The following is a 13802-nucleotide window of genomic DNA, read 5'->3' as shown; positions in this document are numbered from 1 at the left end:
GAGTACCGCATGAACCTCTTGAATCCACTGGGGTTCGACCGCCCGGTGTCGTCGGATCCTTTGTTCCGGATCGGATTGGTCGTAGGTGTTGTCCTGAGTGTGATCGGGGCCATCCTTACGAGTGATTCGTTCTGGGCCGGGCTCCTGGACGTCGTCTTCGGTACTTTGTTTATCGTTGGATTTGTCTGTGGAACGGTTCTCGCTATCGCGCGAGCGCTGTATCGGAGATATCGTGGAGGGACAGAGGGTGAGTAGCCGGACAGTCGCAGGGTGTCGAATTATCCGCTAAATAGGATTTGTCCGGAAGTGAGGATATGTCGGTCGAGCCGGCAGGTGACGCGGCCGTCGTCCAACTCGATGAACGGACTTCGGGGAGTTCGGATCAACGACGGACGGCGGCTGCGTTCCAGTCTCGAGCGCGTCCGGAAGGCCGGGCGGGTGTGGGTGCCTACTCTCGGTTTCGCGCAACGGAGAGCACCGGGTGGGTGGGAGCGCCGAAGGCGAGCATTAGGAGCGAGCTTGAGGCAGCGTGGGGCTTTAGTGTGGGGGGATGGTGTTCTTCGGTGGGCTGCTGGGGTTGGTCGGGGTGGCGACTCTGGTGTTTCGGAATGGGGATGTGCTGGGAGTGCCGGCCGCCGGGGTCGGGGGTGTTTTTCTGGCGCTGGGGGCGGTTGCCGTCGGGATCGGGTTGGTGCGGCGGGCCCGGTGGCGGCGGAAGGCTGCGAAGGGGGAGCCGGTCCCGGTCGGAGACGTGTTCGAGCGGGCCAGGGCCTTGCCGCGGATGCTCAGGGCAGCCAAGGCTGAGGGGTATGCGGGGGTCAGTGGTGGGCGGAAGGCTCTGTGGTTGGTGGCGTTGGTGTACCTGATCTCTCCGATCGACATTCTTCCCGATCTGCTGCCGGTGCTCGGGATCGCCGATGACGCGGGTGTCGGGATGTGGTTGTTCACGAGTGTGTCGACGGCTGCGGGGTTGTACTTGCGGCACGAGCGGGAGCGGCGCGCCCTTCCGCCGGGTTAGGTAGCGTCTACGGCATGCCCGCTCTCACTGTCGAAGAAGCCCGTACCCGGGCCGCCGCCCTCACCGTCAGCTCCTACGAGATCGCCTTCGATCTGACCACCGGACCGGAGACCTTCCGGGCGGTGAGCACGATCAGGTTCGAGGCGAGGGACGAGCGGAGCTTCGTCGATGTGAAGCCGCAGGAGCTCACCAAGGTGACGCTCAATGGCGCGAACCTCGACGTCAAGAGCCTTGAGGACGGACGCCTGCAGCTCGAAGGCCTGCAGGGCGAGAACGTGCTCGTGGTCGATGCGGTGATGAAGTACTCCGCGGACGGCGAAGGCCTGCAGCGGTCCGTCGACGCGGGCGACGGACGCGTTTATCTGTACGGGATGTCGTCGCTGGAGTCCGCTCCACGGTACTTCGCCTGCTTCGACCAGCCCGACCTCAAAGCGCCGTACACGATGACCGTCAAATGCCCCGAGGACTGGATCGTCCTCGGCAACGGCGCCGCGACGCAAACAAGGCCAGGGGAGTGGGAGCTCAAGCAAACCCCACCACTTTCGACGTACTTCGTGACGCTGGTAGCCGGCCCCTTCCACCTCATCAAGAGCGAGCACGACGGCATCCCACTGGGACTCGCCTGCCGCCAAAGCCTCAAGGAACATCTCGAGAAGGACAAGGAAGACCTCTTCGGGGTCACCGCGCAGGCCTTCGACGAGTACCACCGCCTCTTCGGCTACCGCTACCCCTTCGGCGAGTACCACCAGGTCTTCGTGCCCGACTTCAACCTCGGCGCAATGGAGAACCCCGGCTGCGTCACCTTCGCTGACAGCCTCGTCTTCCGCTCAGCGGTGACCGACGCCGAGCGCAGTCTCCGGGCGAGGATCGTCGTGCACGAGATGGCGCACATGTGGTTCGGCGACGCGGTCACGATGAAGTGGTGGAACGACCTCTGGCTGAACGAGTCCTTCGCCGAGTACATGGCCAACCGCGTCGCCCACGACGTCACCGACCACAAAGGCCATTGGACGGACTTCGCCTTCGTCCGCAAGTGGTGGGGACTGCAGGCCGACCAGCGCCGCTCGACCCACCCGGTCGCGGCGGACTCGATCAAGGACGCCCGCCAGTCGCTCGACGACTTCGACGGAATCTCTTATGCCAAAGGCGCCGCGGTCCTCAAACAGCTCGCGGCGTACCTCGGTGACGAGGTCTTCCTCAAGGGCGTCAACGCGCACATCGACGCGCACGAGTTCGGCAACGCGGACCTGCACGAGTTCATCGCCAAGCTCACCGAGGCCGGCGCCGTCGAGCTGCCGAACTGGTCCGCGCAATGGCTCCGCACGGCCGGCCTCGACACCATCAGCGCCGAGCGCACCGCGACGGGCATCAGGCTGCGCCGCAGTACGCCGCAAGCCCACCCCGCCGACCGCCCGCACAAACTGACGGTCGGCGCGTACGACGAGAGCGGCCGCCTCACCTCGTTCCCAGTACTGCTGGACCGCGACTCCGTCGACATCGAGCTGGACCCGACCGCGGCCGTGATCGTCCCGGACGCAGCCGACGACACCTGGGCCAAGATCCGCCTCGACGCGACCAGCCTGGCCAACCTCCCCGCAGTACTGCCGCAGATCGCCGACAGCACCACCCGCGGCGTGATCTGGAACAGCATCCGCGACGCCGTCGCCGACGCCGAACTCGACCCACGCCAGGCGCTCGCGATCCTGCTCGAAGCCATCAAGCACGAGGACAGCGACATCGCGGTGGGCTCCCTCCTGCGCTGGCTGGACGACCGCCTGCTCGGCGCCTACCTCCCTCAGGACCCGTACCGCGCCCAGGCAGCTGCTGCGCTCACAAAGAGGCTCGCCGAGACCCCTGCCGGCAGCAGCCTCCAACTAGCCATCACCCGGGCAGTAGTGGCGACCACAGACGACGCCAAGCTGCTGCAGGGCTGGCTGGACGGCACTGGCGTCCCCAGCGGCCTCCAGGTCGACACGGACTTCCGCTGGTCCCTAGTACTCCGCCTGGTCCGCCTAGGCGTCTACGGCAAGGCAGAGGTCGATGCCGCGCTGGCCAACGACCAGTCGACCGAAGGTGTAGCCCAAGCGGCTCGCTGCCTGGCCGCAACCGCGGACGGCAAGGAAGCAGCCTGGCAGCGGATCATGACGGATGCCACGGTCGGCGTGAACGAGTTGTTCGCGATCGCCGAGGGCTTCTGGGATCCGGCGCAGACCGAGCTGACCGCGCCGTACGTCGACCGCTACTTCACCGAGATCGCGCACACCGGCGAGATCCGCTCGGGCATGGCCGTCGCGATGACGGTCGTCCGGATCTTCCCGAAGTACGCGGTGGACGAAGCGGTGATCGAGCGAGCCGACGCGCTGATCGCCGACGAAACCGTTGCCCCGAGCATCCGCCGCACCACCGCCGACCACACCGACGACCTCCGCCGGGCGATCGCCGTCCGCCGAACCTTCGGCTGAGGTCGGAGGCCAGAGGTCAGCGGCCAGATGTCAGCGGCGGAAGAACCGCGCGAACAGTCCTGAACCGGCTTCCTTGGGGTGTCCGGCGCACCAGTCCTGCGCCGGCACGCCCTGCTTGACCTGCGCGACATGCTGCCCGCAGCCCGCCCAGGTCGTCTTCCCGCAGGTCTTGCACTTCACCGCTCTGCACATGCAGGCAACCTATCTGTCAAGGGTCGCGGATTGTCGGTGGGGGAGCTTAGGCTCTTCCGCAGTGTCGCCCCACACCGAGGAGTCCGCCGATGCGCCGCTTCGCCCGTCTGCCCGTGGTTGTTCTGACCGCAGCCCTGATCGCGGGGTCCGCGCTCACCACAGCGACGGCCGCGCCCGTAGTACAAGGTGCGGTGGCTCCGGCTGCTGATCCGGTCGCCGAGGTGACGGCGAAACTGCAGACCATTCCAGGGCTGCGGATCGAGAGCAGCAGCCTCGTGAGCGGCAAGCCGTTCTTCGTCCTCTGGTACACGCAGGCGGCCGATCACCGCAAGCCGCGCGGGGAGAAGTTCGAGCAGCGGGTGACGTTGTGGCACCGCGGCTTCGATCGCCCGACCGTGCTGCACACGACCGGGTACGGCGGTGTCGGCGGCGCCTTCACCTCGGAGCCGACGCGGCTCGTCGACGGCAACCAGTTGAACGTCGAGCAGCGCTTCTTCAACAATTCCAAGCCGGCCAGCCAGGACTGGACCAAGCTCAACATCTGGCAGGCGGCGACCGACCACCACGAGATCGTCCAGGCGTTCAAGAAGGCCCTGTACTCCGGTAAGTGGGTCTCCACCGGGGCGAGCAAGGGCGGTATGACGTCGGTCTACCACCGGCGCTTCTATCCCAACGACGTCGACGCCACGGTCGCGTACGTGGCGCCGCAGGATGTGGACAACCGGCACGACTCGTACATCTCCTTCATCCAGGACGCCGGTACCGACCCGGCCTGCAACCTCGCCCTGCGCAACATGCAACGGAACACGTTGCTGCGCAGGCCGGCGATGGTCGCGAAGCTGAAGGAGATGGCGGTGCAGAAGGGGCTGACCTACGAGGACACCTTCGGCACGGTCGATCGCGCGTTCGAGGCCGCCGTACTGGACACGCCGTTCGCCTTCTGGCAGTACAGCACGCAGGCGAACTGCCCGCAGGTGCCGGGGACGGCGGCGGCGACGGATCAGCAACTGTTCGACTTCATCGATCAGATCTCGGGCTGGGAGTTCTACTCCGACGAGGGCACCGCGGACTTCCTCCCGTACTACTACCAGGCGACCCAGCAGCTGAACTGGCCGGACGTCGCTAGCAAGACGACCTGGCTCAAGGGGTTGTTGCACTACCGCGAGGCGGGCGACGCGCCGGCCGCCGTACCGGACTCGATCGAGCCGAAGCACGAGCCGTACGCGATGGCCGACGTCGACCGGTGGCTGAAGACTTCGGGTCGGCGGATGCTGTTCGTGTACGGCGAGAACGACCCGTGGAGCGCGGAGAAGTTCGAGCCCGGCCGGGGCACCCGCGACTCCCACTGGTACATCCAGCCGGCCGGCAACCACGGCTCCAGCATCACCGGCCTCCCCGCGGCCCAACGCGCCGAAGCCACCCAAATCCTGCAGAAATGGATGGGCGTCGCCGCCAATCCCGCGCTAGCCCGGACGAAGACCACCACCGTCGACCCGGGAGCCCAACGGCAGGGCCGTCTCCGCTGAAGCCGTACGCCGTTCGCTGACTCCACCGAGGGGGTCAGCGGACGGTCAGGTGTTCGGCGACCTGTTTGCGGGCTTGGTGGATTCGGGCTTTGACCGTGCCCAGGGGGACGGCGAGTTCTTCGGCGATCTCGTTGTAGGACATGGCGCCGAGGTCGCGGAGGACCAGGGGCTGGACCAGTTGGGGGTGGTTGGCCTCTAGGGACTCGAGGGCTTCGAGCAGGTCCAGGCGGGAGCCGGCGATGACCGAGGTGGTGCGGGGATCGATCGCTTCGGGGAGTACCTCGGCGGACTGTTCGACCGAGCGGCGCTTGAGGGAGCGGTACGTCTGGCGGGCACAGTTGGTGGCGACGACCGTCAGCCAGCCGGCGAAGCTGCCGGTGCCCTTGAACATGTGGATCTTGGTGGCGACCGTCATCAGCGTGTCCTGCGCGGCCTCTTCGGCGTCTTCCCGATAGGGCAGGAACTTCGAGACCCGGCGCAGTACCTGCGGGCGGATCGCCTGCAGCAGCTCGGGGATGACGCTCTCGTCGCCACCCGCCGCGCGGGCCGCGAGCTCTTCCAGCTCCTCGTTCATGCTCCCCCAGGTTCGCCACGACGCCACTCGTCGTGGTCCGGTGTTCGCCTTGATCCCTACAGTCACCGACAATAGCCGGGATGGATGTCATCGGACGCTACCGGCTGCAGTCGAAGATCGGCGCAGGCGCTTTCGCGACGGTCTGGCGAGGGTACGACGACGACCTCGACGTGGACGTCGCCGTGAAGGTGCTCGCCGACAACTGGGCGTCCCGCGCCGACGTCCGCGAGCGCTTCCTGTCCGAGGCCCGGCTGATGCGCCGGATCGCCAGCGACCGGGTCGTGCGCGTGTTCGACCTCGGCCAACTACCCGACGGCCGCCCGTACTTCGTGATGGACTTCGTCGACGGCGGCTCACTCGCCGAGGTGCTCTCGCACGGACCGCTTGAGCCCGCCGACGCACTCTGGTGGGGCGCCGACCTGGCCCGAGCCGTCGCGGCCCTCCACGACGAGGGAGTCGTGCACCGCGACATCACCCCCGCCAACCTGCTCCTCCGACCGTCCTCAGGGCTCGAATCAGGCGGCGGCACGCACCGGATCGTGCTGGCCGACCTAGGCCTGGCCAAGCGGGCAGCCGAGGCGTCGGGCCTGACGCAGGCTGTCGGCACCCCGTCGTACATGGCTCCCGAACAGGGTCGAGGCGATGGCGGCTTCGATGAGCGAGCAGACGTGTACGCCGTCGGCGCCGTGACCTATGCGCTGATGACCGGCCGTCCGCCGTTCGTGGCGTCGTCCATCACCGACGTGCTCGCCCGTGATCCCGACAGCAACCCGCCGAGCCTGCGACCGCTGCTGCACGACTCGATCGGCGAGATCGACGAGATCCTCGCCCGAACCCTCGCCTTCCGCGTCGGCGACCGCTGGAACCGCGCGGACACCCTGGCCGACCGCCTGGAGGCCGAGGCCTACCGCCTCGAGCAGGAAGCCCCCCTGCTCGCCGCCCAGCGCACGATCTTCAACGACGTCGACCAGGTCCCGACCACGGTCGCCCAATCACCCACCCAACGCCGGGCCCGCCGCCGCTGGCTCTACACCTCGCTCCCACTCCTCTTCCTGCTGGCGGGCACCGGAGCCTGGTACTTCGTCGGCCGCTGACCACCAGCCGAGACGGGCCAAGCCAAATCCCAGCGTGACTCCGTACGGTAGCCGTATGACTACTCAACGCATCGAAACCCGGCTGCGCAAGTCATCCACCTCCGCCCTGACAGCAGTGGTAGCGCTGACAGGACTGGCGCTATTGACCGCCGGTACTCCGGCCGCCGCCGCGTCGCCGTCGCCTAGGGTGCAACCCGCCGCGGCGCAACTCGTCGCCGCACAATCCGCCGCTGCGCCGACCGCGAGCTACGCCTGTCGAGCGGACACCAAGTTCGGCAAGCACACCTTCAGCCTCAAGCAAGGGGTGAACGCGAAGGCGCCGGCGACCGTCAAAGCAGGATCCGGCTTCACCATCGCCGTCGAACTGAAGCCAGGTTCGTTGCCGGCCGAGGTGCGGGGATTCAAGCTCAAGGAGGTCCGCGACTTGACGCTCCGGATCCCCGTCCCGAACAACACCTGGTTCATCAGCGGCCGCCTGATCGGTGGCTCAGGCCTCGGCTCCACGCCCACCCTCGAGCACTCCGGCCGGGTCATCACGATCCGCCTCGGCGGTCCGGTCCCAGGCGGATCGGCGTACCAGCTGCCGATCCTCTCCGTCCGTCTGAAGGCCGGCGCCAGCGGTCGCGTCGTGAAGACGAGCCTCAAGGGCACCAGCTTCGACGACCCCGGCCTGACTCTGACGGCGGCGATCAAGTGGAAGTTCATCACCATCAAGTCGCCGGTCGCCTGCTACCCCGACACCAATCCGACGCTCTCCAGGACTCAGATCCGCTAGCCCGCCCGTCGGTTAGCCTGCCCGTTATGCGCTACATGATGACGTTTCGCGGGACCGACGAGTACGAAGCCGGCGCGATGCCGAGCGAGGAGAGCATCACCGCGATGACCTCGCTGATGGCCGAGATGGCCGAGGCCGGCGTGCTGATCGGTGGCGACGGCCTGCACCCGAGCTCCAAGGCCATCCGGCTCGAGATCCACGAAGGCAAGCACCGCGTCGTCGACGGCCCGTTCACGGAGACCAAGGAACTGATCGCCGGCTACTGCCTGATCCAGGTCGCCTCGAAGGAAGAGGCGATCGCCTGGGCCGAGCGCTGCCTCGCCGCCGACATGGGCAACTCGCGCGGCGTCGACCTCCGCCAGATCTTCGAGGCCGAGGACTTCGGCGACGCCTACACCCCCGAGGCCCAGGCCCGGACCCAGGCAGCGACGGCCAAGCTCAGTAAATGACCGAGATCCGCTGAGCCACCGGATCGATGCTCGCGGTACCGCCGTACGGAAGCACCTGCTGCGGATCGGTGTGCCCGATGTCCAGCCCCGTGACGAGCAAGGCATCAGGCTTGTACTCCGCAAGCGCCCGGCGGATCGCGGAGTACTGCCCCTCCACATAGGCCGCCGACTCCTCCGCCGTGGACCGGTGCTCGAGCGACCGGCTCTTCGGCCGACCCCAGAGGACTGCGTCGAAGCGGGCGAGCAGGCCGCGTTCGCCCAGGTTGCGAAGGATCCGGTAGACCGTGTCCGCGGACGGCATCTCCTCGGACGTCTCGAGGAACAGCACGCCGGAGTACTCCTCGACCGGCAGCATCCAGCGATTGGCGGCCAGCTGCCAGTCGATGATCTCCAGGCAGCCACCCCACAACCGCCCGGTCACCGGCGTCCGCGGTCCCTGCCAGGTCCACCCGGTTCCGGGGAACAGCGACGGCTCCGACGCGAGGTGCTCGGGGACGGCCCAGTCGCGATCCTCATCGGTCCACCCGGCCGCAGGCGTCAGTTCGAACTCGCCGGAGCCGAACAGTGCCGCTCGCAGCGACCGCTCGGAGTCAGGATGCATGGCGCCGCCCCGGCCGAACTGAACCATCACCGAACCGCCGTGATAGGCCGGAATCCCCAACGAATAAAGGAAGTTGAGCAGATTGGTGTTGTCGCTGTACCCGAAGAACGGCTTCGGATCGGCGCGGAACACGTCCGGATCAAGATGCTTGAGCACCGTGATCTGATCGTCCCCACCGATCGACGCGATCACCGCCCGGATCGACGGATCGCTCCACGCTGCGTGCAGATCAGCGGCCCGCGCTTCCGGCGTCGACCCGAGCTTGCGGGTCGTCGGGTACTCCACGGGCACAAGCCCGAACCCACGCAGCCGCTCCAGCCCAAGCTCATACGGCCCAGGAAAGATCTCCGGCAACCCACTCCCCGCCGAGACGACAGCAACCCGATCCCCGGCAACCACCTTGCGCGCAAACAACATGCGGCCAAGCTACAAGACCCGTGCTCCGCCCGGCGCCTTGATTTAGCTGACGCGGGTGGCGATGCCGGGGTAGTGGACTACCAGGCCTCGAGTGTCGAGCTGGAGGTCCGCCACGAAGTCGTTGTCGAGACCGATGTACCGCACGAGCGCGCTCTTCTCATCAGACCCCAACGCCTCATACCGCTGTGGCGAAGCATGCACCGCAAGGTCCGGCAGCGACACCCAAGCCATCAGAAAGTCGACCGTCCCTGCCTGCCGGTGCAGGTCGTGCCGCAGCACCGGCATGAGATTGGTCAACGGCGAAAACGCGAGGTCGCAGTCCAGTGCGCCTGACACTGCGGCGAGGTTCCCGCCAGGCACCGGAAGGTCGACGTCACCGTCGACCGACGAGGTACAGGTCCATTGCCCGGCTTCGTCCGAGAGCAGTTCGAGCGACCGGCTCCACCCGTCCCCGACGGCATCGACATGCAGCCGCCGGGTCACCCAATTGGCACCGGTCTCCAGCTCGTAATCCACCCGGTACGGCAGCGGGTCTGCGCCGAACTGGGTGCCGGTCGCGCTGAGTCGGTCTTCGCCGAGGTCGAGCTGCACGGCTTCCGCATGCCAGGAGCCGTCGCCCCTCCACATCCGCAGCACCACCGCCACCCTGTCCTTCCTAACTGAGTGTATCCGGCGGGGTCGTCTCAGCCGGCTGGTTATCCACAGGCTCCGGCCTTCACAGGCCGATCGGGTGCCAGACCGTTTTCAGTTCCAGGTACTGCGTGAGCCGCGACAACCCCGGTGACTCCGTCCAGTCCTCTTGGGCTGGGCGGCGGACCCGCTTGAGGTTCTCCGCTGACGCTGCCTCGAGCTCTGTGGCCTCGTCGGCGTCGGTGATGCCGGCCAGGTCGATGGCGTTGACGTCGGAGTGCGACGCCAGCCAGGGACCGATCTCTGTCGCCGAGCCGGTGAGGATGTTGACGACGCCGCCCGGTACGTCGGACGTCGCCATCACCTCGCCCAGCGTCACGGCCGGCAGTGGTCGCTCGAAGGAGGTGACCGCGACGACCGTGTTGCCCGAGACGATGGCCGGGGCGATCACGCTGGTCAGGCCGAGCAGGCTGGAGTCCTGCGGCGCGAGCACCGCGACCACACCAGTTGCCTCGGGCAAGGAGAAGTCGAAGTACGGGCCGGCCACCGGGTTGCTCGAGCCGACCACCTGGGCCAGCTTGTCGGCCCAGCCCGCGTACCAGACCCAGCGGTCGATCGAGGCGTCGACGACCGCGCGGGCCTTGCTGATCGAGAGTCCCTCGGACGCCGCGACCTCTGAGCTGAACTGCTCGTGCCGCCCCTCCATCACCTCGGCGATCCGGTACAGCACCTGGCCGCGGTTGTACGCCGTCCGGGCGGACCAACCGCCGAAGGCCTTGCGCGCGGCGACGACGGCGTCGCGGGCGTCCTTGCGGGAGGCCTGCGACGCGTTCGCCAGGAACTTGCCCTTGGCATCGGACACCACGTACGACCGGCCGGACTCGCTGCGCGGGAAGGCGCCGCCGACGTACAGCTTGTAGGTCTTGCGGACGTCGAGGCGGGCCGGGTCGGATTTAGTGGGCAAGGTAGGCCTCCAGACCATGGCGGCCGCCCTCGCGGCCGTAGCCCGACTCCTTGTAGCCGCCGAACGGCGAGGTCGGGTCGAAGCGGTTGAACGTGTTGGCCCAGACGACGCCGGCCCGGAGCTGGTTCGCCATCCAGAGGATCCGCGAGCCCTTCTCGGTCCAGACCCCGGCGGACAGCCCGAACGGCGTGTTGTTCGCCTTCTCGACCGCCTCCTGCGGGGTGCGGAAGGTGAGCACGGACAGGACCGGCCCGAAGATCTCCTCGCGGGCGATCCGGTGCGCCTGGGAGACCCCGGTGAAGACGGTCGGCGGGAACCAGAACCCCTGCGCCGGCAGCTCGCACTCCGGAGACCAGCGCTCGGAGCCCTCGTCCTCGCCGATCTGCGAGAGCTCGCGGATCCGGGCCAGTTGCTCGGCCGAGTTGATCGCGCCGATGTCGGTGTTCTTGTCAAGCGGATCGCCCACGCGCAGGGTCGACATCCGGCGCTTCAGCCGCGCCAGCACCTCGTCGTACACGCTCTCCTGGACCAGCAGCCGCGAACCGGCGCAGCAGACGTGGCCCTGGTTGAAGAAGATGCCGTTGACGATGCCCTCGATGGTCTGGTCGATCGGGGCGTCCTCGAAGACGATGTTCGCCGCCTTGCCGCCCAGCTCGAGCGTCACCTTCTTCGGCGTCCCGGCGACCGACTTGGCGATCGCACGGCCGACCGCGGTCGAGCCGGTGAAGGCGACCTTGTCGACACCCTCGTGCTCGACCAGTGCCTGCCCGGTACGACCTGCGCCGGTGATGATGTTGACCACACCCGGCGGCAGGTCAGCCTGCTGGCAGATCTCCGCGAACGCCAGCGCGGTCAGCGGTGTCGTCTCGGCCGGCTTCAGCACGACGGTGTTGCCCGCTGCTAGCGCCGGCGCGATCTTCCACGCCAGCATCATCAACGGGAAGTTCCACGGGATCACCTGCGCGGCGACACCCAGCGGCTGCGGGTCGGGGCCGGCCCCGGCGTACTCGAGCTTGTCGGCCCAGCCGGCGTAGTAGAAGAAGTGCGCGGCCACCAGCGGCAGGTCGACGTCGCGGGACTCGCGGATCGGCTTGCCGTTGTCCAGCGACTCGAGCACGGCCAGCTCACGCGAGCGCTCCTGGATCAGCCGGGCGATCCGGTACAGGTACTTCGCGCGGTCGCGGCCGGGCATCGGGCCCCAGACCTTCTCGTAGGCCTTGCGGGCGGCCTTGACGGCGCGATCCACATCCGCCGGGCCGGCCTCGCTGACCTCGGCCAGCACCTCCTCCGACGCCGGGCTGACCGTCTTGAACGGCTTGCCGTCGGTCGCCTCGGTGAAGGCGCCGTTGATGAACAACCCGTACGACGACTTGATGTCGACGATCGCGCGCGACTCCGGCGCGGGTGCGTACTCGAATCTGCTCAATGCCCTCAGTCCAGCGTGAAGTAGTCGGGACCCGGGTAGTGCCCGGTGGCCAGCTTGGTGCGTTGCATCAGCAGGTCGTTCAGCAGGCTGGACGCGCCGAAGCGGAACAGCTCGGGGTCGAGCCAGTCCGGGCCGGCCGTCTCGTTGACGGTGACCAGGTACTTGATCGCGTCCTTCGCGGTCCGGATCCCGCCGGCCGGCTTGACGCCGATGTGCAGCCCGGTGGCCTCGTGGTAGTCGCGGACCGCCTCGAGCATCACCAGCGTCACCGGCAGCGTCGCCGCGGGGGAGACCTTGCCGGTTGAAGTCTTGATGAAGTCTGCCCCGGCCAGCATGGCCAGCCAGGACGCCCGCCGGACGTTGTCGTACGTGACCAGCTCGCCGGTCTCCAGGATCACCTTGAGATGTGCCTCACCGGCGGCCTCGCGGATCGCGGCGATCTCGTCGAAGACCAGCCCGTACCGCCCCGAGAGGAACGCGCCGCGGTCGATCACCATGTCGACCTCGTCGGCGCCCGAAGCGACCGCGTCCTTGGTGTCCTGCACCTTGATCGCGAGGCTGGAACGCCCACTGGGGAAGGCGGTGGCGACACTGGCCACGTTGATCCCGGTGCCGCGCAGCTCGAACTTCGCCGTCGCCACCAGGTCCGGGTAGACACACACCGCGGCCACCTGCGGCGCGGTCGGGTCGGCCGGGTCCGGGCGTTTGGCCTTCGCGCAGAGCGCGCGCACCTTGCCCGGGGTGTCCGAGCCCTCCAGCGTGGTCAGATCGATCATCTGGATGGCCAGGTCGAGCGCGTACGCCTTCGCGGTGGTCTTGATCGACCGGGTGCTCAGGGCGGCGGCCCGGGCTTCGGCGCCGACCTGGTCGACGCCCGGCAGGCCCAGCAGGAACCGGCGCAGCCGGTCCTCGGACGAGGTCACGTCGGCGAGACTGTCGACGCCAGTGTCGGTAGTGGTCACGCTCGGCAGTCTAATCCGGTTTCGGCCCGCCCGTTCCCGGCCGAATGTGGGCCTGTGGACATCGGGCGGCTACGTTGTCGGAGTGAATTCGAAGTCCCTGGAGAACGAGCAGTACCTGTCGCAGTCGAACCGGATCACCGCGGTCGTGGTGATGGCGATCGGCGCGCTCGGGGTGCTCGACATCGTGCTGGAGTGGCGCACCCTCGGCGGTCTGGTGTCGGCCTGCGTGATCGGCCTGGTGGTGCTGGCCGCGTACGTCGGCCTGTTCCGCCCGTCCGTCACGCTGCGCCCCGAGAACCTGCTGATCCGTAACCACCTCCGCGACCACGCGGTGCCGTGGAACAAGATCACCGACGTCGACGTGACCGACATCCTCCGCGTCCACACCGAGGAGCGGAAGCTGCGCTGCCCCGGCGTCCAGCTGGTGATGAGGGACATCCGCAAGCAACGGGCCGGCCGCACGAGCAAGCTCAAGTCGGAGAACTCGATGTCGCGTGCGGAGTTCGTCGTCGACCGGATCGACTACCACAAGAACATGTACGGCGGAACGGGTTCCGCCGACGCCGAGATCGTCACCTCGTGGGCCCGCCCGGAGCTGATCATCGCCGCGGTCGTCGCCGTCATCGGCCTGGTCGCCCAGCTCCTGCGCTGATCGACCCCTGCGCTGATCGACCCTGCGCTGATCGACCCTTGGCGCGGTCATGATGCGCAG

At 67.8% G+C, this 13802-nt stretch carries 14 protein-coding genes; 7 read left to right on the top strand and 7 right to left on the bottom strand.

Annotated elements, in window-relative coordinates; all coding sequences use genetic code 11:
- The first annotated feature begins 550 nt into the window (after positions 1-550).
- Together ABD116_RS14205 and pepN are read left to right on the top strand one after the other, a co-directional pair.
- The gene (locus tag ABD116_RS14205; protein WP_343968933.1) at positions 551-1018 is read left to right on the top strand and encodes a YkvA family protein; all 468 of its coding nucleotides are present in this window, start codon (positions 551-553) and stop codon (positions 1016-1018) included.
- 14 nt (positions 1019-1032) lie between these two features.
- Positions 1033-3480: an aminopeptidase N gene (gene pepN, locus ABD116_RS14200; RefSeq protein WP_343968931.1), complete on the top strand. Its 2448-nt coding sequence runs from the start codon at positions 1033-1035 to the stop codon at positions 3478-3480.
- Between the two features lie 30 nt (positions 3481-3510).
- Here the strand turns inward: pepN and ABD116_RS14195 are convergent, their stop codons facing one another.
- Entirely contained in the window at positions 3511-3672 is a 162-nt protein-coding gene (locus tag ABD116_RS14195) for a hypothetical protein (protein ID WP_328334441.1), read from the bottom strand.
- Between the two features lie 89 nt (positions 3673-3761).
- On the opposite strand from ABD116_RS14195, the gene ABD116_RS14190 reads away from it, so the two are divergent.
- The gene (locus tag ABD116_RS14190) at positions 3762-5198 is read left to right on the top strand and encodes a S28 family serine protease (RefSeq protein ID WP_343968928.1); all 1437 of its coding nucleotides are present in this window, start codon (positions 3762-3764) and stop codon (positions 5196-5198) included.
- Between the two features lie 34 nt (positions 5199-5232).
- On the opposite strand, the gene ABD116_RS14185 is transcribed toward ABD116_RS14190, so the two are convergent.
- A complete protein-coding gene (locus ABD116_RS14185; protein WP_343968926.1) occupies positions 5233-5772 on the bottom strand; it encodes an RNA polymerase sigma factor in 540 nt (179 codons plus the stop codon).
- Positions 5773-5852: 80 nt separating this feature from the next.
- Here ABD116_RS14185 and ABD116_RS14180 point away from each other — a divergent pair, with 80 nt between their 5' ends.
- From ABD116_RS14180 to ABD116_RS14170, 3 genes are read left to right on the top strand one after another with little or no spacing between them, the layout of a single operon-like run.
- Complete coding sequence (locus ABD116_RS14180) at positions 5853-6866, top strand: serine/threonine-protein kinase (protein ID WP_343968924.1); 1014 nt, start codon at positions 5853-5855, stop codon at positions 6864-6866.
- Positions 6867-6921: 55 nt separating this feature from the next.
- Entirely contained in the window at positions 6922-7641 is a 720-nt protein-coding gene (locus ABD116_RS14175) for a hypothetical protein (protein ID WP_343968922.1), read from the top strand.
- A gap of 26 nt (positions 7642-7667) precedes the next feature.
- Positions 7668-8090, top strand: a complete 423-nt coding sequence (locus tag ABD116_RS14170; RefSeq protein ID WP_343968920.1) for a YciI family protein — start codon at positions 7668-7670, stop codon at positions 8088-8090.
- Here the strand turns inward: ABD116_RS14170 and ABD116_RS14165 are convergent.
- The 5 genes from ABD116_RS14165 to deoC all read right to left on the bottom strand — a co-directional run bounded on the left by ABD116_RS14165 (position 8080) and on the right by deoC (position 13090).
- The gene (locus ABD116_RS14165; protein WP_343968918.1) at positions 8080-9108 is read right to left on the bottom strand and encodes a S66 family peptidase; all 1029 of its coding nucleotides are present in this window, start codon (positions 9106-9108) and stop codon (positions 8080-8082) included. The genes ABD116_RS14170 and ABD116_RS14165 overlap by 11 nt on opposite strands.
- 42 nt (positions 9109-9150) lie before the next feature.
- Positions 9151-9753: a putative glycolipid-binding domain-containing protein gene (locus ABD116_RS14160; protein ID WP_343968916.1), complete on the bottom strand. Its 603-nt coding sequence runs from the start codon at positions 9751-9753 to the stop codon at positions 9151-9153.
- Positions 9754-9823: 70 nt separating this feature from the next.
- Positions 9824-10702 carry an aldehyde dehydrogenase family protein gene (locus ABD116_RS14155; protein WP_343968914.1) on the bottom strand — a complete coding sequence of 293 codons (879 nt, stop codon included), beginning with the start codon at positions 10700-10702 and terminating at the stop codon, positions 9824-9826.
- Positions 10692-12128, bottom strand: a complete 1437-nt coding sequence (locus ABD116_RS14150; RefSeq protein WP_343968912.1) for an aldehyde dehydrogenase family protein — start codon at positions 12126-12128, stop codon at positions 10692-10694. The genes ABD116_RS14155 and ABD116_RS14150 overlap by 11 nt, the downstream gene beginning before the upstream one ends.
- A gap of 5 nt (positions 12129-12133) precedes the next feature.
- A complete protein-coding gene (gene deoC, locus ABD116_RS14145) occupies positions 12134-13090 on the bottom strand; it encodes a deoxyribose-phosphate aldolase (protein WP_343968910.1) in 957 nt (318 codons plus the stop codon).
- Positions 13091-13172: 82 nt separating this feature from the next.
- Here deoC and ABD116_RS14140 point away from each other — a divergent pair, with 82 nt between their 5' ends.
- Positions 13173-13742, top strand: coding sequence for a PH domain-containing protein (locus ABD116_RS14140; RefSeq protein WP_343968909.1), 570 nt, complete (start codon positions 13173-13175; stop codon positions 13740-13742).
- Positions 13743-13802: the final 60 nt, after the last annotated feature.

This window comes from Kribbella koreensis, assembly GCF_039525325.1.
In the GTDB taxonomy this organism is placed as follows: domain Bacteria; phylum Actinomycetota; class Actinomycetes; order Propionibacteriales; family Kribbellaceae; genus Kribbella; species Kribbella koreensis.
This window is presented reverse-complemented; position numbering and strand designations above follow the sequence as displayed.

Excerpts from the sequence above, each read along its gene's own strand:
- ABD116_RS14195 (WP_328334441.1), bottom strand. The coding sequence starts at position 3,672 with ATGTGCAGAGCGGTGAAGTGCAAGACCTGCGGGAAGACGACCTGGGCG.
- ABD116_RS14190 (WP_343968928.1), top strand. The coding sequence starts at position 3,762 with ATGCGCCGCTTCGCCCGTCTGCCCGTGGTTGTTCTGACCGCAGCCCTG.
- ABD116_RS14165 (WP_343968918.1), bottom strand. The coding sequence starts at position 9,108 with ATGTTGTTTGCGCGCAAGGTGGTTGCCGGGGATCGGGTTGCTGTCGTC.
- ABD116_RS14175 (WP_343968922.1), top strand. The coding sequence starts at position 6,922 with ATGACTACTCAACGCATCGAAACCCGGCTGCGCAAGTCATCCACCTCC.
- pepN (WP_343968931.1), top strand. The coding sequence starts at position 1,033 with ATGCCCGCTCTCACTGTCGAAGAAGCCCGTACCCGGGCCGCCGCCCTC.
- ABD116_RS14170 (WP_343968920.1), top strand. The coding sequence starts at position 7,668 with ATGCGCTACATGATGACGTTTCGCGGGACCGACGAGTACGAAGCCGGC.
- ABD116_RS14185 (WP_343968926.1), bottom strand. The coding sequence starts at position 5,772 with ATGAACGAGGAGCTGGAAGAGCTCGCGGCCCGCGCGGCGGGTGGCGAC.
- ABD116_RS14180 (WP_343968924.1), top strand. The coding sequence starts at position 5,853 with ATGGATGTCATCGGACGCTACCGGCTGCAGTCGAAGATCGGCGCAGGC.
- ABD116_RS14205 (WP_343968933.1), top strand. The coding sequence starts at position 551 with ATGGTGTTCTTCGGTGGGCTGCTGGGGTTGGTCGGGGTGGCGACTCTG.